This window comes from Cellulophaga sp., from assembly GCF_039943695.1.
Classification (GTDB): Bacteria; Bacteroidota; Bacteroidia; order Flavobacteriales; family Flavobacteriaceae; genus Cellulophaga.
This window is the reverse complement of sequence record NZ_JBDVAA010000044.1, coordinates 53,906-75,293: the sequence shown is the minus strand read 5'-3', so window position 1 is coordinate 75,293 and position 21,388 is coordinate 53,906. Positions and strand designations below refer to the sequence as shown.

21 protein-coding genes are annotated in these 21,388 nt (G+C 32.8%); 3 read left to right on the top strand and 18 right to left on the bottom strand.

Features of this window, described 5'->3' with window-relative positions; genetic code table 11:
* Nucleotides 1-35 precede the first annotated feature (35 nt).
* Both ABJD66_RS03505 and hflX read right to left on the bottom strand, forming a co-directional pair.
* The gene (locus tag ABJD66_RS03505; protein WP_348128293.1) at nt 36-734 is read right to left on the bottom strand and encodes a hypothetical protein; all 699 of its coding nucleotides are present in this window, start codon (nt 732-734) and stop codon (nt 36-38) included.
* A 385-nt stretch (nt 735-1,119) separates the two neighbouring features.
* Nucleotides 1,120-2,331: a GTPase HflX gene (gene hflX, locus ABJD66_RS03500; RefSeq protein ID WP_100894169.1), complete on the bottom strand. Its 1,212-nt coding sequence runs from the start codon at nt 2,329-2,331 to the stop codon at nt 1,120-1,122.
* A gap of 119 nt (nt 2,332-2,450) precedes the next feature.
* Between hflX and ABJD66_RS03495 the strand changes: the two genes are divergently transcribed.
* Nucleotides 2,451-3,386: an endonuclease gene (locus ABJD66_RS03495; protein ID WP_303540027.1), complete on the top strand. Its 936-nt coding sequence runs from the start codon at nt 2,451-2,453 to the stop codon at nt 3,384-3,386.
* Between the two features lie 8 nt (nt 3,387-3,394).
* Here the strand turns inward: ABJD66_RS03495 and ABJD66_RS03490 are convergent, their stop codons facing one another.
* A complete protein-coding gene (locus ABJD66_RS03490) occupies nt 3,395-4,108 on the bottom strand; it encodes a 3'-5' exonuclease (RefSeq protein WP_348128288.1) in 714 nt (237 codons plus the stop codon).
* A 124-nt stretch (nt 4,109-4,232) separates the two neighbouring features.
* Between ABJD66_RS03490 and ABJD66_RS03485 the strand changes: the two genes are divergently transcribed.
* Nucleotides 4,233-4,985: a hypothetical protein gene (locus ABJD66_RS03485; RefSeq protein ID WP_348128285.1), complete on the top strand. Its 753-nt coding sequence runs from the start codon at nt 4,233-4,235 to the stop codon at nt 4,983-4,985.
* Between the two features lie 63 nt (nt 4,986-5,048).
* Here the strand turns inward: ABJD66_RS03485 and ABJD66_RS03480 are convergent, their stop codons facing one another.
* The 7 genes from ABJD66_RS03480 to ABJD66_RS03450 form a co-directional block, all read right to left on the bottom strand.
* A complete protein-coding gene (locus ABJD66_RS03480; RefSeq protein WP_100896786.1) occupies nt 5,049-5,519 on the bottom strand; it encodes a methylated-DNA--[protein]-cysteine S-methyltransferase in 471 nt (156 codons plus the stop codon).
* The gene (locus ABJD66_RS03475) at nt 5,519-6,682 is read right to left on the bottom strand and encodes a hemolysin family protein (RefSeq protein ID WP_100894173.1); all 1,164 of its coding nucleotides are present in this window, start codon (nt 6,680-6,682) and stop codon (nt 5,519-5,521) included. Before ABJD66_RS03475 ends, ABJD66_RS03480 begins: the two co-directional genes overlap by 1 nt.
* Before the next feature lie 184 nt (nt 6,683-6,866).
* Complete coding sequence (locus ABJD66_RS03470) at nt 6,867-8,357, bottom strand: aldehyde dehydrogenase family protein (RefSeq protein WP_348128282.1); 1,491 nt, start codon at nt 8,355-8,357, stop codon at nt 6,867-6,869.
* 37 nt (nt 8,358-8,394) lie between these two features.
* Nucleotides 8,395-10,236 (bottom strand): antibiotic biosynthesis monooxygenase, encoded by a 1,842-nt coding sequence (locus ABJD66_RS03465; protein WP_348128279.1) that lies wholly within the window; start codon nt 10,234-10,236, stop codon nt 8,395-8,397.
* A gap of 10 nt (nt 10,237-10,246) precedes the next feature.
* Nucleotides 10,247-11,188 carry an NADP-dependent oxidoreductase gene (locus ABJD66_RS03460; protein ID WP_348128276.1) on the bottom strand — a complete coding sequence of 314 codons (942 nt, stop codon included), beginning with the start codon at nt 11,186-11,188 and terminating at the stop codon, nt 10,247-10,249.
* 23 nt (nt 11,189-11,211) lie between these two features.
* Nucleotides 11,212-12,054, bottom strand: a complete 843-nt coding sequence (gene budA / locus ABJD66_RS03455; protein ID WP_303540016.1) for an acetolactate decarboxylase — start codon at nt 12,052-12,054, stop codon at nt 11,212-11,214.
* Between the two features lie 32 nt (nt 12,055-12,086).
* Nucleotides 12,087-12,710, bottom strand: coding sequence for an antibiotic biosynthesis monooxygenase (locus ABJD66_RS03450; protein ID WP_100894178.1), 624 nt, complete (start codon nt 12,708-12,710; stop codon nt 12,087-12,089).
* Between the two features lie 224 nt (nt 12,711-12,934).
* Here ABJD66_RS03450 and ABJD66_RS03445 point away from each other — a divergent pair, with 224 nt between their 5' ends.
* Nucleotides 12,935-13,318 carry a helix-turn-helix domain-containing protein gene (locus ABJD66_RS03445; RefSeq protein WP_100894179.1) on the top strand — a complete coding sequence of 128 codons (384 nt, stop codon included), beginning with the start codon at nt 12,935-12,937 and terminating at the stop codon, nt 13,316-13,318.
* Between the two features lie 58 nt (nt 13,319-13,376).
* On the opposite strand, the gene ABJD66_RS03440 is transcribed toward ABJD66_RS03445, so the two are convergent.
* From ABJD66_RS03440 to hemB, 8 genes are all read right to left on the bottom strand, one after another.
* On the bottom strand, nt 13,377-14,225 hold the full coding sequence (locus tag ABJD66_RS03440; protein ID WP_100894180.1) for a nuclear transport factor 2 family protein: 849 nt from the start codon (nt 14,223-14,225) through the stop codon (nt 13,377-13,379).
* Between the two features lie 100 nt (nt 14,226-14,325).
* Nucleotides 14,326-14,595, bottom strand: coding sequence for a hypothetical protein (locus tag ABJD66_RS03435; RefSeq protein ID WP_100894181.1), 270 nt, complete (start codon nt 14,593-14,595; stop codon nt 14,326-14,328).
* A 100-nt stretch (nt 14,596-14,695) separates the two neighbouring features.
* Entirely contained in the window at nt 14,696-15,568 is an 873-nt protein-coding gene (locus ABJD66_RS03430) for an AraC family transcriptional regulator (protein WP_303540008.1), read from the bottom strand.
* Nucleotides 15,569-15,671: 103 nt separating this feature from the next.
* Nucleotides 15,672-16,580, bottom strand: coding sequence for a sialate O-acetylesterase (locus ABJD66_RS03425; protein ID WP_348128267.1), 909 nt, complete (start codon nt 16,578-16,580; stop codon nt 15,672-15,674).
* Nucleotides 16,581-16,758: 178 nt separating this feature from the next.
* Nucleotides 16,759-18,066 carry a short-chain dehydrogenase gene (locus tag ABJD66_RS03420; RefSeq protein WP_348128264.1) on the bottom strand — a complete coding sequence of 436 codons (1,308 nt, stop codon included), beginning with the start codon at nt 18,064-18,066 and terminating at the stop codon, nt 16,759-16,761.
* Nucleotides 18,067-18,146: 80 nt separating this feature from the next.
* Nucleotides 18,147-18,893 (bottom strand): hypothetical protein, encoded by a 747-nt coding sequence (locus tag ABJD66_RS03415; protein WP_348128261.1) that lies wholly within the window; start codon nt 18,891-18,893, stop codon nt 18,147-18,149.
* A 135-nt stretch (nt 18,894-19,028) separates the two neighbouring features.
* Nucleotides 19,029-20,336, bottom strand: coding sequence for a serine hydrolase (locus tag ABJD66_RS03410; RefSeq protein WP_348128258.1), 1,308 nt, complete (start codon nt 20,334-20,336; stop codon nt 19,029-19,031).
* A 13-nt stretch (nt 20,337-20,349) separates the two neighbouring features.
* On the bottom strand, nt 20,350-21,339 hold the full coding sequence (gene hemB / locus ABJD66_RS03405; protein ID WP_100894187.1) for a porphobilinogen synthase: 990 nt from the start codon (nt 21,337-21,339) through the stop codon (nt 20,350-20,352).
* Nucleotides 21,340-21,388 lie beyond the last annotated feature (49 nt).

The following is a 21,388-nucleotide window of genomic DNA, read 5'->3' as shown; positions in this document are numbered from 1 at the left end:
AAGCGCTCCTTTTTTTATTTATAACAAACTAACTCTTATTTTTTTGGAGCCGTTTCTTCTGCTTTTCTTGCCTCTATAGCTTGTTTGCTTAAACCAGCTAAATTAAAATTAGGAGCAATTGCCAATGCTTCATTAATTAACGCTAAAGCCGCTTCTGGGTTAGTCTGGTTGTTATTAAATTCTATTAATGCTTTTAAGTGTAAAAAAGCTGCTTTAAGAGGTACTTCATAAGGTTGTTGTCTCTCGTAAAAAGCATACTTCATACCATCCTTAGCATTAGCCAAACCATACTCAATATTTGTAATTGCACCAGCTTTATCTCCTGTTTGTATTTTTAAATCTGCTAACTCATACGCTAAAAAAGCGTTAGGAGTTCTTTTGTTTAAAATCTCAAATTGTGCAATAGCTCTTTTTACGTCTCCAAGAGCTTTTAATGCTAAGGCTCTTACTTGTACAGCAAGGTTAGAGTCACTATCTTTTGTTTCTACACCAATAACACGCAATGCCTGCATATTTTGGTTGCTGTTTGCATACATAAATGCTAACGTATCTTTACGAGACTCACTTGGTGCTAAAACGTTTAAATGTGTTATAGCATTAATTATTCCTTGAGTATCTCCTTGTGCTTTCATTTGCTTATAATACGCTTCATAATGCGTTAACAAGTCGCTTTTTTTTTGCGCAGTCATACTTACTGTACAAAGTAACACAACTGCAATAATTATCTGTTTCATTCTCATAATTTTAGTGACTCAAAACTATAAAAATAATTCAAGTAAACAGTAAAAAAATAAACAAGGAGGGTTATAATACAAAAAAAGCCCTCTAAAGAGGGCTTATAGGTTAAATTTGATAATAAGATTTGGGATCTTTTTATATCATTTTTATGAAAAAGGCCAGATTTGGGAAAAAAGGCGTTTTATATCGTTTGTGTAATTAATTCATTTAGATTTTTACAACCCTTGTTTCTTAATTACAGTGTAAATATATGGCGAACCTTAAAAGTCTGGCAATTTATGTTGTGAACCTGCCTTATTCTGTTGTATAAAAAATAAGCGGTTCATTTTCTTCGATAAAGTGCGCTTTTCTAGATAAATAGTAATTTATTACCGCTAACATTTAGTACTCGTCTAAATGCTCTGGGTATAAAAAGTTATTATAAGGAAAACGCGTTACGTGTATGTCTCTAACCTCATCATAAACTCTTTTTCTAAACGTATCTAAGTTCTCATTATTTAATGCTGAAATAAACAAAGCTCTATCTCCTACTTTCTGCATCCACGTTTTTTTCCACTCATCTAAAGTAAAGTGTATTTCGGTTTTTTCAGTTACCAAATCATCTTCATCTATAGTCTCGTGTGTAAACTGGTCTATTTTATTAAAAACAATTATAGTTTTTTTATCGTCTGCCTTAATTTCTTCTAAAATCTTCTGAACAGATGCTATGTGATCTTCAAAATTAGGATGTGATATATCTACTATATGTAATAATAAGTCTGCTTCTCTTACCTCATCTAAAGTACTTTTAAAACTCTCTACCAGTTGTGTTGGCAGTTTTCTAATAAAACCTACAGTATCACTTAATAAAAATGGCAAATTACCTAAAACAACTTTACGTACAGTAGTATCTAATGTTGCAAATAATTTATCTTCTGCAAAAACTTCGCTTTTACTAACCACATTCATTAATGTAGACTTACCAACATTGGTATATCCTACTAAAGCAACCCTAACTAGAGCACCACGGTTACCACGCTGGGTTTCCATTTGCCTATCTATTTTAGATAACTTCTTTTTAAGTAATGTAATACGGTCACGTACAATACGCCTATCTGTTTCTATTTCTGTTTCACCAGGTCCACGCATACCAATACCACCTTTTTGGCGCTCTAAGTGGGTCCATAAACCAGTTAATCTTGGTAATAGATATTGATACTGTGCTAACTCTACCTGCGTACGTGAGTAACTTGTCTGTGCACGCTGCGCAAAAATATCTAGAATAAGTGTTGTCCTATCTACTATTTTACACTTTAAATGGCGTTCTATGTTACGTTGCTGTCCTGGAGTAAGTTCATCATCAAAAATAACTGAACCTATTTCATTTTCCTCAACATAAAGTGCAACTTCATCCATTTTACCGCTTCCTATATATGTCTTAGGATTTGGTTTGTCTATTTTTTGTACAAATCGTTTGTAAACTTCGCCACCAGCAGTATAGGTTAAAAACTCTAACTCATCTAAGTATTCTGTTACCTTTTCCTCTGTTTGTGTGCTGCTTATAACTCCTATAAGAACAGCTTTTTCATATTCTACGACTATCTTCTCTAGCATATGTTTAATTTATAATGCAAATCTAATCAATACTTGCTAAGCTATTTTTGTATTTTAGCATCTAATATTAAAAAGTGAGCACTTTTTTTACTACCTTAAAATAATAAAATAAGATTAATTTGGTTACAATTGCCTTTTATAATTTAGAAAACCTATTTGACACTATTGATGACCCCACAACTTTAGATGATGATTATACTCCTAAAGGCGTAAAAAGGTGGACAAATAATAGGTACAAGAAAAAGCTTTTTAAACTATCTAGCACTATGTCGCAGATAGGAACTCATAATTCTGACAATCCGCCAGCACTTGTTGGTATAGCAGAAGTAGAGAATGAGACCGTAGTAATAGACCTTCTTAATACTGCTAATACAGAGAATATAAATTATGCTTATGTACATTATGATTCTCCTGATGAGCGCGGTATAGATACTGGTTTAATTTACCACAAAGACCATTTTACAGTTATACACTCTGAGCCTATACACGTACATATTATTAATACTAATGGCGAAAAAGATTATACCAGAGATATACTTTATGTACACGGTAAGTTAAATGGCGAAGAAGTACACGTTTTTGTAAACCATTGGCCATCTAAAAGAGAAGGAAAAATATCTACAGATTACAAAAGAATTGAAGCCGCCAAAGTACTTGTAAATTTTATTGAAAAGCTTGAAGAAAAACACCCTAACCCTAACTATATTATTATGGGTGATTTTAATGACAGCCCTAAATCTGATAGTATAAAAGTACTAATGGATACTAATAAATTTTATAACCCTAGTGACCACTTATTAACCTTTGAAAAAGGTAGTGCTAGTTACAAAAGAAAATGGAGTTTGTTTGATCAAATAATTATATCTCATAGCTTTTTAAATTATGAGAAAGGTACACACAGTTTTGTAGAGGCAAATATTTTTGATGAACATTTTTTAACCGAGTTTGATGGCAAGTTTAAAGGCACACCGTTTAGAACCTATGTTGGTCGTAAATATGTTGGTGGTTACAGTGACCATTTTCCTGTGTTTTTACAATTTAAATATAACGAGTAGCACCAAAATTACACCCTCTTAATTTCATCGGCATCTAACAACTCTTCATTGCGTAACCTAAGAAAAACTTGGGCTATTGCAATAACATCTAATTCGCAATACTTTACAATACGGTCTATATCGTTATCAATATAAAAAACATCTCTAACCATACTACCGTCTATATCTTCTTTAGGGGAAGGTATACCAAGTACATTAGCCATTAATTTTAACGAGGTGTAGTGTTTAAAGTCGCCAAATTTCCAGAGCTCCATAGTGTCTATATGCGGAACTTCCCAAGGCTTTTTGCCAAACAAATTAAGTTTTGGAGGTAAATCTATACGGTTAATTACCATACGACGAGCTATATAAGGAAAATCAAACTCCTTACCATTGTGTGCACATAATACATATTTAGGTGATGCAAAGTGTGTAGTTAAAAGGTTTTTAAACTCTTTTAATAATATATCTTCTTCTCCAAAAAAAGTAGTGACTCTAAAATTACGCACATCTCCTTTTGTGTTAAAATACCCTACAGAAATACAAACAATTTTACCAAATTCTGCCCAAATACCTGCTCTATCATAAAATTCTTCTGGCGTAAAATCTTCTTTTCTTTTATAAGCTGTTTTACCTGCCCATAATTCTTTCTTTTCATTGGTCATATGGCTATATAACTCATACTCAGGGACTGTTTCAATATCTAAAAAAAGAATATGTTCTAAATTAATTTTATGTAGCATAATATTGGTTTAGTGTACTATAAGAAAAATGAATATAAGTATAAATTACCGTTTATCGAAATACAACATATACAACCAATAAAATCTTACAAATACAGTTTGTTATAAAAACAATTTACATACTATGAAATTAAAATTATTACCATTAGCATTAATTGCCGTTACTTTATTTTCTTGCTCTAGTAGTGATGACAGTGAAAATGACAACAATGTAGATGATCCTGAAAAATCTGAAGAACAAACTGCAAGCTGTGATAAAGTAGAAAACTTTGTCTTTGTTGAAAAAGATGGGCTAGTTAGCGTTGAGTTTGAAAATGCTGTTTTTAATGACTTATGGAAATTAAAAAAAGATGACAACAATGCTACAGGAAAAGGCTATATGGTTTGGGATGGAGCCCAATATTTAAATAAGCCGGGAGAAGGCTTAGCTACGTATAGCATTAAAATAAATAGCCCAGGAACTTATCGCTTTATGTGGAAGTCTGCTGTTAAAAAAGGAAACAGTGGATCTGAGCATAACGACTCATGGTTGCGTTTTGCAGATGCTGATGATTTTTTTGGAGAAAAAGAAGGTAGTACAGTATACCCAAAAGACACAGGAAAAACACCAAATCCTAACGGGTCATCTAAAGACGGTTGGTTTAAAATATACAGAAGTGGTAACGATTTAGATTTTAAATGGCAAGCAAGCACATCAGACAACGATAGTCACCCTGTTTTTGTAACTTTTGATAAAGCCGGGGTTTATACTATGGAAATATCTGCAAGGTCTTCTGGGCACGCTATAGATAAATTTGTTCTTTTTAAAGATACAATTAAACAATCTGACGCTATTGCTGACGATATGAAATCTAGTGAAATTACGTGTAAAAACTAAACTATTTTCACCTCAATAAAAAGTAAAATCCGATTTAGTACTAAATCGGATTTTTTTATGTTTTTAAAATAAAGATGTTTGCGTAACTGGGCTCTCATGTTCTAGCAACCACTTTTTACGGTGCAAGCCACCTGCGTAACCAGTTAAAGAGCCATCACTACCTATAACTCTGTGGCAGGGAACCATAATCCACAATGGATTTTTACCATTTGCAGCCGCAACAGCTCGTATGGCTTTAGGATCTCCCAGAACTTTAGATAATTCTAAATAAGAATACGTTTTACCATATGGTATTTGTAATAGTGCATCCCATACCTTTTTTTGAAACTCTGTACCTGTTGGATTTAGAGTTAAACTAAACTTTGTACGTTCTCCTCTAAAATATTCTTGTAGTTGGTAAACTGCATCTTCAAGCACTTCTGGAATTACTTCCGTTATTTCACCATCATCTAAAACAGAAATTACAGAAAGTCCGTCTTCATCGCCTTCTAATTTAGCAATACCTAACGGAGTCTTTATGTAAGCTGCTTCTATCATTTTATATCTTCTGCAGCATCTGGTTTTGTTTCAGAAGTATCAATTTTACCTTCTTCTTCAACAATTAACCCCATTTTTTTAGCTCTATTTTCCCAGTTTTTTCTGGCTAAAGATTGTAGGTCGGCTATATGGTCACTTTCATCCATAATCTCCATTCCTAGCAAGGTTTCTATAACATCTTCCATAGTAACCAAACCACTAACAGAACCATACTCATCTACAACCAAAGCAACATGTTCTCTTTTCTTTATAAAAGTTTCAAATAGTTGCGGAATTGGAGTATTACGCTCTGTTGCTAAAATTTCTCTTTTTATGCTGGATAACGGAGAACTCCCATTTTTATTAATAACTTCTTCTAATATATTATCTTTTAGTACAAAACCCGTTATATTATCTAAGGAGCCACTGTATATTGGAATTCTAGAAAATCGCATTTTAGGGTTAGCGTTATAAAACTCCCCTATTGTTGCTGTTTCTGCAGCAGATTTTAAAACTGTACGTGGCGTCATGATGTGTTTGGCTAAAATTTCATCAAACTCTAATAAATTACGAATAATTTTAGATTCAGATTCCTGAAAAACACCCTCTTCATGTGCAATATCTGCCATTGTTGTAAAGTCCTCTCTACTTAATACACTACCGTGGTGTTCTTTACTACCAACCAGTTTAGTAAACACTTGTAACAACCAAAGTAAGCCTGTATATTTTAAAATTAAGACCATTATATTTAATGCCTTTGTTGTAAAATTTGCAAGTTGTTTCCAATAAGTTGCACCAATAGTTTTAGGTATAATTTCTGATGCTACTAATATTAAAACTGTCATTAAAGTAGACACAATACCAACCATTAAATCTTCTGTAAAAGTAACTCCTAATACACTTGTTGTGGCACTACCATACATTTCTGCATAAGCAACTTTTGCCTGTACACCTACTAAAATTGCACCAACGGTATGCGCAATAGTGTTTAGTGTTAAAATTGCAATTAACGGCTTATCTACATCTTTTTTTAATGCCTCTAATTCTGTAGCAAAGCTTTTACCTTCTTTCTTTTTAACGTTTATAAATGTAGTAGTAACACTTAACAAAACAGCCTCAAGAATAGAGCATAAAAAAGAAAAGAAAACTGAAATAAATGCGTAAAATAATAATAAACCCATAGTATATATTTAAAGTACGAAAATAGCAAAAAGTTAGCAGTTCTAAGATATTAAAAGTTAATTGCACACTGATTTCTCTTTGCTTTATTAGGATTGATAGTTACCACAAACAAAATCTGTATGCTAAAATTAACTAAAAAAGCTAACCTTAACATACAGAAATTAATGAGTAAACTAAATAATATTACTCAAAATCCGATGCCTTAAAAGGGTATTTTCTTGGTGTTTTTTGAATGGTAATCCAATGTGCAGACGTAAATGATTTTACACCCCATTGCCCATTAAATCTTCCTAAACCTGAGTTTTTGACTCCTCCAAAAGGTGCATAGGCACTATCATTAACGGGCTGGTCATTTATGTGGGTCATACCAGCTTCAATTCCTTTGGCAAAGGTCATACCTTTTGCTTCGTCTTGAGTAAATACAGAACTGGACAAGCCGTAATCCGTAGCATTTGCTAAGCGCAAAGCATCATCGGTGTCTTTTGCTCTTGCTATAGAAACTGCAGGTCCAAAGATTTCATTTTTAAACAGTGGGCAGTTTTCATCTACATCAACAAAAATATGTGGAGGCATATGCAATCCTTCAGCTTCACCTCCTAATGCCATTTTGTAACCTTGCTCTTTTGCATCGTCTATTAAGCCCTTTACGGTGTCAAATTGATTTTGATCTATTATTGGACCTATAAAAGTATCCGGGTCGTTCATATCCAGACGTTTTAAGCCTTTCACTTTAGTTATAAACTTTTCCGTGAATTCATCATAGACTTTATCTTCAACAATAATTCTGTTTATAGCCATACAAATCTGACCTTGGTTCATAAATTTACCCCAAGCAGCTGCTTCTACAGCTTGGTCTATATCTGCATCTTCAAGCACTACAAACGGACTATTACCGCCTAATTCTAATTCAACATTTTTAATTATATCAGCATCTATTGCATTTTTACCTACTTCTCTACCTACCGGTGTTGACCCTGTAAACGAAATTAACTTTGAAATAGGATGCTTGGTAATTGCCGTACCAATTGTGCTTCCTCCTCCTGGTAAAACACTTAATAAACCTTTGGGGAAACCTGCTTCTTCAAGAAAGGAAGCAAAAATTAAACCTCCTGTTACAATAGATGTAGATGCGGGTTTTAAAACCACTGCATTACCAACCGCTAACGCAGGACCCAAAGTACGGGCGGTTAACTGTCCCGGAAAATTCCAAGGTGAAATTAGTCCTATCACTCCCAATGGTTGTCTTACTGCAAGTGATTCTTTGCCTTCTATATCTCGTGGTAGTATTTTGCCTTCTACCAGTAATGGTAAATGTACTGTACTTTCAAAAACACTTGCCACTAGCTCTGCTTCAAAATAACCTTTGGCAAGTGTTGCACCTACCTCTTTTCTTGCCCATTCTGCAAATTCTTTTTTTCGGTTTCTCACCACTTCGGCAAGTTTTTGCATCATTCTACTTTTTTCAGGTGGCAATACGGCAGCCCATTTTTTTTGGGCGATTGCTGCTTGCTCAAAAGCTTCATTAACATCATCTGTAGTTGCACTTGGTAATGTAAAAATTTCTTCTTGATTCCAAGGGTTTATATTTTTTATAGCGGGTCCACTTCCGTCTTTCCAATTTCCTGCAACAAAAATATGCTTTGTGTAATTTGGTAATTCTTCTTGTGTTTTCATATATCGTGTTTTAAATTTTTAATGCTATTTTTTAATTCTAGTTCTCAATCTCATTTACAAAAAAGACTTGCTGCGTACCATCAATAACAGCCTTTTTCATTATGCTATTGGTTTCTTGTGCGTATTCTTGTTTTCTGTGAAACGCACCGGCTTCTTTGTTTTTCCAATGTTCTTGAAGCACAAATTCATTATCCTTTGTACTATAAAAATCAAATCTAATATTGCCTTCTTCTGCTCTAGTTAACTCTGTATGCTTGGTTAATTGTGCTATAAATTCTTCCTTATACTCTTCTTTTACATTGAAAATGGAAAACAGTATAACTTCATTATTATTTACATCAGTTTTACTAAAATTATAAGTCGGCAACGGTTTTTTATTAGTTAAAAACAATGTTTTAGGAGCTTCTACCAAAGCAGATTCCACTTGGTCTGCTATGCCTCTTTTGTCAACAGCTTTGGTATGTGATTGCAATGTTTTTTTACTCTCTTTTATACCAAATACTATAAAATTGCCCGGGGTATTCTGGTCTTGATATAATTTCATTTCTAACGTTCCTTTCTCCTTTCTGACCACGTCTTGATTTGCAAGCATTTTCTTTTTGAAGAAATCTATTTTCTCAGGTTTAATCTTAAAGGATGATAAAATGGTGATTTGTGGGTCTTTCTTCTTATCATAAACCACAGACATTCCTGTTCCTTTATTTAAAATTAAACGCATTTTAGTAGGGGTAACATCAATTTGAATACAATCAGAGCCTAAATCCATTGTTCCTAGGGTACTTGTTCTGCAAAAATATTCACCTTGCCAGTCCCAAGTTCCAGATAGCTCTTGTCCACCAAAATTCCCCATAATAATCCCATCACTTGTAGCAATAGATTCGCCTCCTGCATCACCATAGTAGTTGTCTGCGCCTTTTAATATATACTCTTCCTTTGTGGTAATTCTATCCCACGGAACAGGTGTAAAAGCTACCAGCTTGTTATCATAAAAATAGGGCGCATATATAGTTGTACCGTCAGAGTTTATATCTGCTAAACCCTTAATAGAGGTATCTATTAAATAGCTTTCGGAATCGGTAAAGGTGAATAATTGTCCGGTTGGATTACTACTTGCCAGTAACGTTCCATTTATAGAAGTAACACCATCAAATACCCCTTTTTTATCGGAAGAAGTAATTAGTTCTACCTTTTTAGAAGTAATGTCGATATTGTACAATGCCCCAAAGTCTTTAGGCTTCCATTCTTTTCTTAATAAACCTTCGCCATTTTTAAGCCCGTAATTAGCCACAACCAAGGTGTTACCCTCCACTAGAACACCATTTGGAAACGGAATTTTATCAGACTGTAACCATACTACCAACTTATCATTTTCAATAGTATAAATTTTACCACCGGGTACATCAGAAATAAATACTTGTCCGGTTTTCTGATTAATTGTCAAATCGTTTAAAGAACCAGCTTCATTTGCGGTATAACTCTTTGTGATGTTTCCGTTATCCAGATTTATAAGATGTACCTGCTTTTGATCGGCAACGTATAACGTGTTCTTGTAAATATCAGAGCCTGTAGGAGCTGTCAACCCTGTAACCCAATTTAAGTTATCAATTACTCCGTCTTTAGAAACACGACTTATAAAACCAGGTTCTGCACCATTAGTGTTGGAGACATACAACCACTTATGATTTGGCGATGCATATACGGATTCTGGCATTTTAAAACCGTCTAGCTCCCATTTTACCGCTACTGAAAAATCGCTTGTAACAACATCTGCAGCTTCATTTGCAGAAGTAAGGCTCGTTACTTTTGAGGTCGTTCCGTCTTTGAATCCAGAAAGAATGACCACAAAAAGAATTAATATAAACTGGAGTGAATTTTTCATAAAATTAGTTTTATAGGGTTACAACTACTTTTCCCACGGTTCTTCCTTTTTCTACTTCGGTATGTGCATCTGCCATCTTTTCAAAAGGAAATGTTTTATATATATGAGGTTTTATTTCTCTGTTTTCAAGCATCCCTTTTAATGTATTCATATCTTGGTCACTAGAATGCACTAGAATATTAGAAACCGTTTTATTTTCTTTTTCAGCTAAAGCTTTCTTTTTATCTGATAAATCTGGAGCTACAGTAGTAATAACTGTTCCTCCTTTTCTTAAAACATCAACTGAATTTTCTAAAACTTTTCCGCCTTGCGTGTCTAACACAAAATCTAAATCAGTTAAAATATCTTCAAAATTTTGAGTATGATAATCAATAGCCTCATCTGCACCTATAGACATAACAAAATCTTTGTTTTTTGCTGAAGCAGTTGTAATTACATATGCTCCCATAGCTTTTGCAATTTGAATAGCAAAATGACCAACACCACCAGAACCAGCTTGAATTAACACTTTATTTCCTTTATTTATTTTTCCTGATAAAATTTGTAATGCGGTTAATGCTGCTAGCGTTGTTGCAGCAGCCTCTGTAAAAGAGACATTGCTAGGCATTACAGCCAAATGTGTTTCTGGAGCTGCAACAAATTCTGCATATGCATTACCAACACCAGGAAAATTGACCATACCAAAGACATTATCTCCTACCTTAAAATTGGTAACTGCCGTACCAACTTCTGTAACTGTACCAGCAATGTCCCAACCTAAAATTATTGGTCGCTCTTCACCATACATCATACCCAACATTTCATCGTTGTATTTTGGTTTAACATCTGCCGGATTTAACGAAATTGCTTTTACGGCAACCAATACTTCGTTTTCTTTTATACTTGGCTTATCAATATTATCTACATAAAGATTCTCTGGTCCGCCTGCTTGTTTTAATAATACTGCTTTCATTTTTATATATTTTTTTAATTTGTTTATTTTCCGTTTTGTTTAGCTGTAGCTTTTGGTGCTGCACCTTGCTTTAAGTCTTTATTTCTAAATTTTTCGGTTTCCGGAAGCTGAAGATTTACTTGGTTTACTTCCTGAATTTCAACTTCTAGCTTATCAAACTTAATATCTTCTAAATGTCCGCCAAGCGTTATATCTTCTGATAAAAAGTGAAAATGCATTCCCGGTATTACTATATTTCCTAGATAATCTGGTGTAAACAAACCAACTAAAGTCCCTTTTATATTTTCTCTTGTGTACATTACACGAGTGTCTAAATATTCAAATAATGACACATCTTCGTTTTCTACTTTATGAGCAGATGCCATTTTTAAATACTTAAATTCTCCTTTAATACGGTAAGCATAAAAGCTATTTTTAGAAGTTGAATATTTTTGAAGTTCTTTAGTTAAATCTTCATAAGACGTAATATTTTCAACGATAACTGTTTTTTTCGGCTGAAAATTTATCATTGTCATATTTGGAGATTCTAAGTCATTTGGAGCTTCAGCTATTCCGCCTTCGGCATCAATAGTGTAAACAACACCATCTACAGCAACCAATTCGCCTGCCAAATGATTTACTGTTCCAATACCAATAGTACCTTGCTGCACCATTTGTTGTGGAGTTATATCGCCTTCGTAAATACTATTTAATAAGGCAACAGTTGGCGCGTATTGGTGAATGGTGTTTTCTGTATGTGGGGCTAAATGATTGCCATCTTTATCGTGAGAGTGTCCATGTTCAGAAGTTGAAACTACTTCTTTTTTTGTCTGATTTCCGCAACTTGCTATAAAAGCTAGGGAAAATAATAGAATTATTTTTTTCATAATAGTGCTTCTTAGTTGATTATTAATTTCTCTTAAATTTCTTTCACAAAATTCATATACTGCTTTAAGTCACCAACAACAGCTTCTTCCATAAGTTTACCTGTTTTAACTGCATATGGTTGATTAAAGTGAATGTCCCAAACATCAGATTCTTTTCTCCAATGCTCATAAACAGCCAACGTGTCTTCTTGATCATCTACTGTGTATAAGTCAAAAAGAATGTTTCCTTTTTCCTCTTTTCTGGTATGTGTAATGTGGTCTTCAAACTGATTTAAAAGTTGACTTCTAAATGCTGTTTTTAATTTGAAAATGAAGAAGATTATAAACACATCATCTTCTGGGTTTGCAGATTTTGAGTGGTCTGGCAATGGATGTGTATCACCTAGGAAATAAAAATCAGGTTCAGTCTTTAAGGCAGTATTACCTACCTCCATAAGTTTTTTGGTGTGTGGCTCATTGTCGTGAGATGTAATTGCAGCTTTATCTGCCCATCGTTCATAAACAAAGAAAATGTTTTCATCATCTTTAGAAACATAGACTCTTATCTCAATGTTACCAGTTTCTTTTTTTGTAGCCTCTTGCGCTTCCTTTAATGTTTTAGCAAATGAATCTCTATGTTCTGGTTTTGCCGTAAATTTTACTATAGTGCTTTTCATAATATAACTTTTTATGTTATTGATTTACAATACTATCATTTGTATAGTGACAAAAGTATGTATAGTATAACAACTGCACAATAACGGTCAAGAAGTATAGTATAAAAACAAAATGCCAAATATTTGATAATCAATTAAATATAACAAAAAATATTTACTATAAAAAATATAGTTGCATACTAAACTAAAGCTCTTTAATTTTACACTTTAATAAATTTTTAAAAATGGACAGAAAAGAACTGTTTAAAAAGAAACCTAAGATTAAGATTAACGATAAAATATCTTTTTGCCCTACGAGTGCTGCAATGGAACTTATTGGCGGAAAATGGAAAAGCGTTATACTTACACATTTAATTGGAGATAAAAAACGGTATAACGAATTACGTAAAGAAATTCCTGGTATTACAGAACGTACACTAAGCTTACAACTAAAGCAGCTAGAAGCTGATGGTATTGTAAGCAGAAAGGTTTTTACTAAAAAGCCTCCTTTAAAAGTGGAATACAGACTTACCGAATTTGGACAAACCCTTACGCCTATTTTGAACTTAATAGTAGAATGGGGCTTACACGCTGCAGAGACTAAGGGTGAGTTTATTTTTGAAGATTAAATAGATAAAAAAAGGCTACCAAATGGCAGCCTTTTTTTTTATTTATTTAGATAGGTAATTAAAATTTCCCATTTTCATTTTTCCAATCTGCTTTAGCAGGTATATTCTGAATAACATCCCAGTGTTCTGCTATTTTTCCTTCTTCAATTCTAAATAGATCATAAAAAGCATTATGTTCTTCTCCTAAATTACCTTCACTCACAGTAAGCACAAAATTACCTTGCCCTAAAACCATATGTATTTTACTATACTTCATAAAAATACCTTGTTGGGCCATAGACTCTAGAGCCGCACCTAATCCAGATAACTTATCTCCAATGTTAGGGTTATGCTGTATATAATTGTCACCATCAAAATACTGAGCTAATTTGCTCATATCTCCATTAACAAGTATATCTGTAACAAATTTAGCAACAAGCTCCTTATTTTCTTCCGTTTTATCTAAATCCTTAATTTCAGTGGCACCATCTATCATTGTACGTCCACTAGGGTTTGGTTGCGCTGCCGTTACTTGCAAATTATCCCAATGCTCAACTATTAATCCGTCTTCAAATCTAAAAATATCAAACCCAATTTTAGGGCCAAAAAAATTATAATCTGTGTGCGTAAAAACAAAATTTCCATCTTCAAAAGCACGCACAGTATTTACTTTTGCAGAATTAGCAGGTAACGCCTTTAAGGTTTCTACAAAGCCATTTAACCCATCTGCAACATCTAAATTATGTTGTTTATAATTACTGGGATTAATGTAAGTTGCCGGTTTTTGATCTCCTGTTTCTATAGATTTTAGCAGAGCAACTACTTTATCTTTGTTAGAGATTTGTTTTGTTGCATCGTCATCTTGACCATTACAAGATATTGCTGTAAGCCCAAGAGCTACAGTTGCATATAAAATTGATTTTTTCATAATTAATTAATTTTTTATGCAAAGATGCAACCAGTAAATTGCTTTAAAGTGATACAAAAAATCCAAAAGATGGTAATTTTTGTCCTATATTAAAAAGTGATTATACTTTTAGTTTTGGCTTAACAAAATAGCGTTCTCTTTTTTTAGTTTTGTATATGGTTAATGAAGCCATTACACACCAAATTAAATTAGAAACAAATGATGGTATGGCATTATAATAATAACAGTTTATGGCTATTAATAGTGCTCCAAAAAGATTTAAGTACTTAGCATAGTTAACGTACTTATTATTTTCTATAAGTGTAATCCCGTAAGCAAGGATTAAAAAGCCAGAACCTGACCAACCTAATACATCAATTAACAATTTCATTTTTACTAATTTGTTTCATTTATTGGGGTTAAATTATGAAGCAAATTTGCGCTATCAGGAGTTATGTATTATGATACAAATACGGCTAAAAATGGTAATTTTACGCCAGTAGTATTTTTTTTCTAAATTCGGTTGGCGTAAAGCCTTGATGCTTTTTAAAATATTTTACAAAATTTGTAGGCTCCTCAAAACCAATTCCGTAACCTATTTCTTTTACACTATCTTCTGTATGTACTAATAGTCGTTTAGCTTCTAATATTACTCTAGCGTCTATCATTTGCTTTGGTGTAATATCCATAACTTTTAAAGTAGCTGCATTTAAACGTTTTTGAGTTACGTTTAATTGGTCGGCATATTTACTTACAGATTTTTGATTGATAAAATTTTTATCTAACAAGTCTCTAAACTTAATTACACAATCTATATCTGGACCTTTATTTATTTTTTTACTATGCTGATTTTGCCTTTCTCTTTCTGATAAAAGTAAAATATTTTGAAGGTAATTTCTAAGTATATCAGACTGGTAATTATCTATAGCCGTCTGTAGTTCTTCTTCAATAAACTGAAAAAGACCAGTGTAAATAGGTGTTAGTTTATTAACCTGTATGGTAGAGATAGAATACAGGTCGTTAAAAAGCATATTACTTCGTAAAAACTTAGTGTCCTCATCTGTCTTACAAAAAAAATTATCTGTAAACAGTAAAACTACACCCTCTACCGCCACATCCTCATCAAAACACTGTACACTGTTTTTATCTACAAATAAGATAGAGTTTGGCTTAATGTCTATAGGATTAAAATCTACCATATGACGCGGACTGCCCTTTTTAAACCATATAATTTGATAAAAATCTGCCCTATGAGGCACTATTAATTCATCAAAAAAATTATTATACAAGTCTGCTAGGTTTACCAACTCAAACTCGTGCGGCAAACCCTCCTTAAATCCGTGTTTTTGAATATCTGAAGCCAATTGTTTATCTCTTAATCTAAAAACTCAAATGTATGCTAATTATTTTTTAGCTTAAACATTTAAAATTAAATACAAGAACAAACTTACTTCTTTAATAGAATTACTATCGTTTTAAAGATAACATTTTTAACGCATATCGTTTTCCTAGCTCTCTAACTCCATTAGAATTAAAATGCACACTATCTTTACGAACCTCACACCCTTTAGAAGATATTACGTAAGATGTTGGTATTGTTTGTGGCAAAGTATTTACTATAGGGTTCATACTTGCACACTTACCACCTTGCTCTTCATGTACCATTTCACCAGCAAGCAAAGGAACTTTAGTAACATCTAAATTAAGGTCTGCTAACATATTGTTGTAGATGGTTGCTACGTAAGACGGCCACTGTTTATCACCTGTATTACTTTCTCCTTGGTGTAAGAGAATACCTTTTATTACACCTTTTTTTTGAGCTTCTTTGGCAAGTTTTATTAAGTGTTTATAGGGGTTACTACCATATGCTTTTACTTTATCTGTAAACCAATCTTCTTTGTAAGTATCATCAAAATTGGTATACATATCTTTATCAAATAATCTAATATCACAACCACCAATAGCAACACTAACCAAACCTACAGAGATACTGTCTGGTAAATTTTTAATCATTGTTTTACCAAAATAATCTGCAGGAGACAAACCTGTGTAGCATTGGGTTAAAGGAGGTACAGCCGTATACCATTCCCCTTTTTTTCTTTTAAGATTATCACAATCTAAAGACTGTAATACTTTAAAACGGCTGGCCTCTTTTAAATCCTCTTCTTCTATTGTTGCAGAGCCTTCCATATTAGACTGTCCAAAACATAAATAAATATGAAAATTGGGGTCAAAATCTATAGTATTAGACTCTGTAGTGTGTGTTGTATTTTTAGTGTTAAAAGTAGTTGAAGTTGATGATGCTGGTAAAAATGCTTTGTAAAAAGTAAACAAAAATGCAGTTAAAGCAATGTACTTTATAAATGTAAATTTCATTGTTTCAATATTTTAAACACCAATAACTTCAATTATTAGTCAACAACGAATGTAAAAATTTTAACAATTAAAAAATTAGTAAATTATGCGATATATTGATACTTTCATGAAATGACAAATGTCCAAATTAAACTTTTTAAGTCAATTTGGACATTTACAAAACAGGTTTTAAGTAATTCTAATCTAACAAACCTTTGGTTTTACTCCAAAGTCCTTCTCCTTGTTTCATTAGTTCATCTCCTGCTTTTTCTAAGTTTTCTGAGCTAGTATATTTATTGTAGTTTTCTATAAAGCTTTTAAAATTATCTACGGTAGCAAACATTTCCTTAGTATATGGTACGTTTTGCTCCTCCATTATTTTTTGCCAATCTACCTTAGCCAGTAAAGAGAACATATACTTAGTTGCTATTTTACTTAAAAAATATTTATCATAGAATCCGTTTAAAACTTTTCCAGGCTCTCTATTTGCTACGTATTCTATAGACTCTCCCAATCTTGCTTTTTCGTCAGAAGAAAGCAAGTCACTTCCTTTTAATTTTTTTAATGCAGCAATTGCCTTATCATTTTTCTCTTTTTTTAGATATAAATAAGATTCAATAGACCAAATAATTTCATTATCTAATCCTATTTTTTTAGAATCTTCTAAAAACATTTCAAAATCTTCTAGTGCACGTTCCTCATCAATATCACGGTCCATCATTAACCTATCAAAACCCCTAAACAAATGATTTAACGAATGAAAACCAATATGAGTTTGCTCATTATTTAAGTTTCCCCACTCAAACATTGCTCTTGTGTATGGTAAGTCTATATCTGGGTTAGCATTTAACCAATCTATGTTTCTAGATATTTCATCTTCAGATAAATAATACAGTTTTTTCTCAAAAAACAAAAAACCTCTATAGTATTGCAAAAGTGCTTTTATTTCTGAATCTGGCAGTAGTTCTGGCTTAGTTTTAGAGCACTCATATAAAGACACCTCTTTACCTATATCTCTACTTAAAACTACAATTGCACTTAAAACTGAGTGCTCTATATTTTGTACATAATCTTTATCCTCTCCTTGTAAAAACTCTTGATTAGATGTTCCTTGCTTCGCATTTGCCCTAGCAAAAACCTCTAACAAAGTAGGAAACTCATCTTCATCAGTCTCCATTATAAATTTCTCCATCTTTTTATAATCTCTGTAAATAGATATATAATCTAAAACAGTTAAGCTTTCTGAATCTTTAGCGTCATACTTAGAAACCTTATCAAAAATTCTATCTAAATCTGACTTAAATTCGGCGTACTCAGGACTAATATCACTTTCTCCTGCTGAAGCCCTAATTAAAATTTTAGCAAATTTATAAGTCAAGACTTTATCAGAATCTATACTTTCAACTAGCGTTTCTTTGTCTATAGCCAATAGTTCTTCATCTGTTTTATCTCCACCAAAACAACTATTAAACAGTATCACAATTAATAGTAGTAGTATTTTTTTCATAGATAATTTTTAAGGTTGATGCAGTAAAGTGCAAAATTAAAAGAATAGTTTATACAATTATACCCTGTTTAACGGGATTATTAAGAGTTCCCTTCTCTAAGAACATCAGATAATTGAGTAATGCCCATAACATTGATTACCTCTCCTTCTTCAACCACAAAAAGATCTTCACACAATACTTCAAAGCCCTGTTTATCAGATAAGATAGCGTATGCATGTAAATTCATAAAATGTGTAATATGCTCTTTATCTAGTAAATTAGAGCACACAAAAATGAGCCCTTTTCTTGGTATTGAAACCAATAGCTCATTAGAATTTAGCATTTTATGTGCCTCTAACATGTGTTTTTTACTTAATATTTTTTCACTAGCAAGTGCAGCTATTTTAACTGATAAAATATCATACTCTATTTTTTCATCAGAGAAATCCCAAAACACAAAAGGTAATTCTAAATTATCTAAATTGATTAGACTATGCTTATCAAACATTTCGTAATCTTCTTCAGTTTTATCACTTGTTTTTAAATGAAAAATATCTATTTCTCCGTTTGCGCCCTCTTTATTTTTATCAATTATTACAAAAGCTTGTACAATAGGAGCATAAATATCTTCTGTTTTATGAAAAACTGAGACTAATTCGTCTACCAAATCTAGCTCTTGTGTTTTTTGAGAAACCAAATACGGATAAACCATAGTGTAATCCACTTTCAACTCATCATTAGCCATCTCCTTCACTACAGATTTAACTACTGGTTCTTCTGGCTTTTTACGCAATTTTGTTGGTTCTGCAGGGCCAAGTCCTAGAATGTTTCTTAAAAACTGTATCATATATAGTTTGGTTAATAGGTTATTTATAAAACTAAACTATATAATATTTGTAGAATACTACAGTGTGTATGTATTTCTGGTAGACTTGAACCTTTATTCGTTGTAAACGCAAGTATTTTTTAAAGTTAAAACAGACTAATTTGTCCCTTTTTTTGAAGTATAAAAAACCTGCTGTAGTGCTGGTCTAATATTTAGTGTATATAAGTTTCTGTTGGTTCTGGTTGGGTACACTCTGTTTGACAAGAAAATAAAAACCATATTATTTTTAGGATCTACCCAAACAAATGTTCCTGTAAAACCTGCGTGTCCAAAACTCTCTTTACTAACCTCTGGTGCCGGATATGCTTTTGCCAACGGCAATGTATCATTGCCCAATGTAGGCTTATCAAAACCTAAACCTCTTTTATTATTATTTTCTGGATACTGTACGCGTGTAAATTCTTTAACTGTAGCATTAGAAAAATAGCGCTTGCCATTATACACTCCGTAATTCAAATACATCTGCATAATTTTAGCCAAATCTGTTGCAGAAGCAAACAAACCTGCATTACCAGATATACCGCCTAAAAGCGCTGCATTTTCATCATGAACAAAATTACGAGTAAGTTCTTTTCTAAAAACTGTATCTATTTCTGTAGGTACAATTGCATTAGTATACTTCTTGTTTTTAGGCAGAAAACCCATTGTATTTAGCCCTAAGGGTGTATAAAAATTTTGCTGTAAATATGTGTTATAATCTACACCAGTTATTTGTTTTACCAATTCTGGATACAGCAGAAAAGTAAGTCCAGAATACTTGTACTTTTTTTCTTTTGATACTTTAGACCTGTTTATTTTACGGTACATTTTGTACTTAAATCTATCTTTTACGTACAAACCGTTGTATGCTTCTCTAGAGAATTTTTTGCTTGGTTTATTTTTAACAAACCTATGTTTTAGCTTCCCGTTTTTCTTTAAAACATCATTTAAAAAAACAATATAGGGATCTAAACCTGCTTGGTGCGCTAGTATTTCTCTTAAAGTAATATGTTTTTTATTTGCTTTATGCCTCCAAGGCTTCCAATAAGTACTAAAGGGCACATCTAAATCTATCTTACCCTCATCATACAGCTTCATTAAAGCTGGCAAAGCAGCTGTAATTTTAGTTACCGAAGCAACATCATAAATATCTGTTAGCTGCACTTTTTGCAAACTATCATACGTATGGTAACCATATGCTTTATGAAAAATAATTTTAGAATCTTTTGCTACTAAAAGTTGTGCTCCAGGAAAGGCGGTATTCTTAATTCCTAGTTTCATAATAGAGTCGACCTTTTTATAAACTAAAACCGAATCTAAACCCACCTTAGTTATACTAACTTTAGGTAACTCTTGTGCAAATGAAAACAGCACACTAAAAAGTAGTATTGTTAACACTATTTTAGTCTGCTGTTGTTTTTTCATAAAGGGTGTAATTTTATCCTAAAATACGAATTGCATCTTTAGCAAAGTAACTGGCAATAATATTTGCACCTGCTCTTTTTATTGCAGTAAGTTGCTCTATAACTACTGCATCATGGTCTAACCATCCTTTTTCTGCTGCTGCTTTTACCATTGCATACTCACCACTAACTTGGTAAACTGCCACTGGCACATCTACTTCGTTTTTAATTTCGCGTACAATATCTAGGTAACAAAGTCCTGGTTTTACCATTACAATATCTGCACCTTCATCTATATCCATTTCCGTTTCTCTAATTGCTTCAAAACGGTTGGCATAATCCATCTGGTATGTTTTTTTATCCTTAGGTATGTCTTTTACGTCTACTGGAGCAGAATCTAAAGCATCTCTAAAAGGGCCGTAAAAAGCAGAGGCATATTTAGCACTATAACTCATAATACCTGTGTTATGGAAACCGTCATCCTCTAAAGCTTCACGTATGCTTAAAATACGACCATCCATCATATCACTAGGCGCAACAAAATCTGCGCCTGCTTCTGCATGCGATACACTCATTTCTGTTAATACCTCAACAGATTCATCGTTTAAAACTAAACCATCTTCTATAATACCATCATGACCATAAGAAGAGTAAGGGTCTAAAGCAACATCTGTCATTACCAACATAGCCGGACATGCGTTTTTTACTGTTTTTACAGCACGCTGCATTAATCCGTCTGGATTTAAAGCCTCTGTTCCTTTATTATCTTTTAAGTTATCTGGAACTTTTGCAAAAAGCAAAACCGACTTTAAGCCCATTTTCCAAAGCTCTTTAACTTCTTTCTCTAACAAATCTAAACTATACCTAAAATAATTTGGCATAGATGGTATTTCGTCTTTTACACCTTTACCTTCTACCACAAAAAGTGGCACTAAAAAATCGTCTGGAGATATAATGGTTTCACGAACCAAAGAACGTATTGCCTTGTTACTACGTAATCTTCTGTTTCTAATAATTGGATACATAATTATTGTTTACTTTAGTAGAGTCAAAGTTACTTAATATCAACCAAAA

What these genes read in the sequence shown, in the direction of transcription:
- ABJD66_RS03505 (WP_348128293.1), bottom strand. Translation starts at nt 734, where the DNA reads ATGAAACAGATAATTATTGCAGTTGTGTTACTTTGTACAGTAAGTATG.
- hflX (WP_100894169.1), bottom strand. Translation starts at nt 2,331, where the DNA reads ATGCTAGAGAAGATAGTCGTAGAATATGAAAAAGCTGTTCTTATAGGA.
- ABJD66_RS03490 (WP_348128288.1), bottom strand. Translation starts at nt 4,108, where the DNA reads ATGCTACATAAAATTAATTTAGAACATATTCTTTTTTTAGATATTGAA.
- ABJD66_RS03485 (WP_348128285.1), top strand. Translation starts at nt 4,233, where the DNA reads ATGAAATTAAAATTATTACCATTAGCATTAATTGCCGTTACTTTATTT.
- ABJD66_RS03475 (WP_100894173.1), bottom strand. Translation starts at nt 6,682, where the DNA reads ATGGGTTTATTATTATTTTACGCATTTATTTCAGTTTTCTTTTCTTTT.
- ABJD66_RS03470 (WP_348128282.1), bottom strand. Translation starts at nt 8,357, where the DNA reads ATGAAAACACAAGAAGAATTACCAAATTACACAAAGCATATTTTTGTT.
- ABJD66_RS03465 (WP_348128279.1), bottom strand. Translation starts at nt 10,236, where the DNA reads ATGAAAAATTCACTCCAGTTTATATTAATTCTTTTTGTGGTCATTCTT.
- ABJD66_RS03460 (WP_348128276.1), bottom strand. Translation starts at nt 11,188, where the DNA reads ATGAAAGCAGTATTATTAAAACAAGCAGGCGGACCAGAGAATCTTTAT.
- budA (WP_303540016.1), bottom strand. Translation starts at nt 12,054, where the DNA reads ATGAAAAAAATAATTCTATTATTTTCCCTAGCTTTTATAGCAAGTTGC.
- ABJD66_RS03450 (WP_100894178.1), bottom strand. Translation starts at nt 12,710, where the DNA reads ATGAAAAGCACTATAGTAAAATTTACGGCAAAACCAGAACATAGAGAT.
- ABJD66_RS03445 (WP_100894179.1), top strand. Translation starts at nt 12,935, where the DNA reads ATGGACAGAAAAGAACTGTTTAAAAAGAAACCTAAGATTAAGATTAAC.
- ABJD66_RS03440 (WP_100894180.1), bottom strand. Translation starts at nt 14,225, where the DNA reads ATGAAAAAATCAATTTTATATGCAACTGTAGCTCTTGGGCTTACAGCA.
- ABJD66_RS03435 (WP_100894181.1), bottom strand. Translation starts at nt 14,595, where the DNA reads ATGAAATTGTTAATTGATGTATTAGGTTGGTCAGGTTCTGGCTTTTTA.
- ABJD66_RS03425 (WP_348128267.1), bottom strand. Translation starts at nt 16,580, where the DNA reads ATGAAATTTACATTTATAAAGTACATTGCTTTAACTGCATTTTTGTTT.
- ABJD66_RS03420 (WP_348128264.1), bottom strand. Translation starts at nt 18,066, where the DNA reads ATGAAAAAAATACTACTACTATTAATTGTGATACTGTTTAATAGTTGT.
- ABJD66_RS03415 (WP_348128261.1), bottom strand. Translation starts at nt 18,893, where the DNA reads ATGATACAGTTTTTAAGAAACATTCTAGGACTTGGCCCTGCAGAACCA.
- ABJD66_RS03410 (WP_348128258.1), bottom strand. Translation starts at nt 20,336, where the DNA reads ATGAAAAAACAACAGCAGACTAAAATAGTGTTAACAATACTACTTTTT.
- hemB (WP_100894187.1), bottom strand. Translation starts at nt 21,339, where the DNA reads ATGTATCCAATTATTAGAAACAGAAGATTACGTAGTAACAAGGCAATA.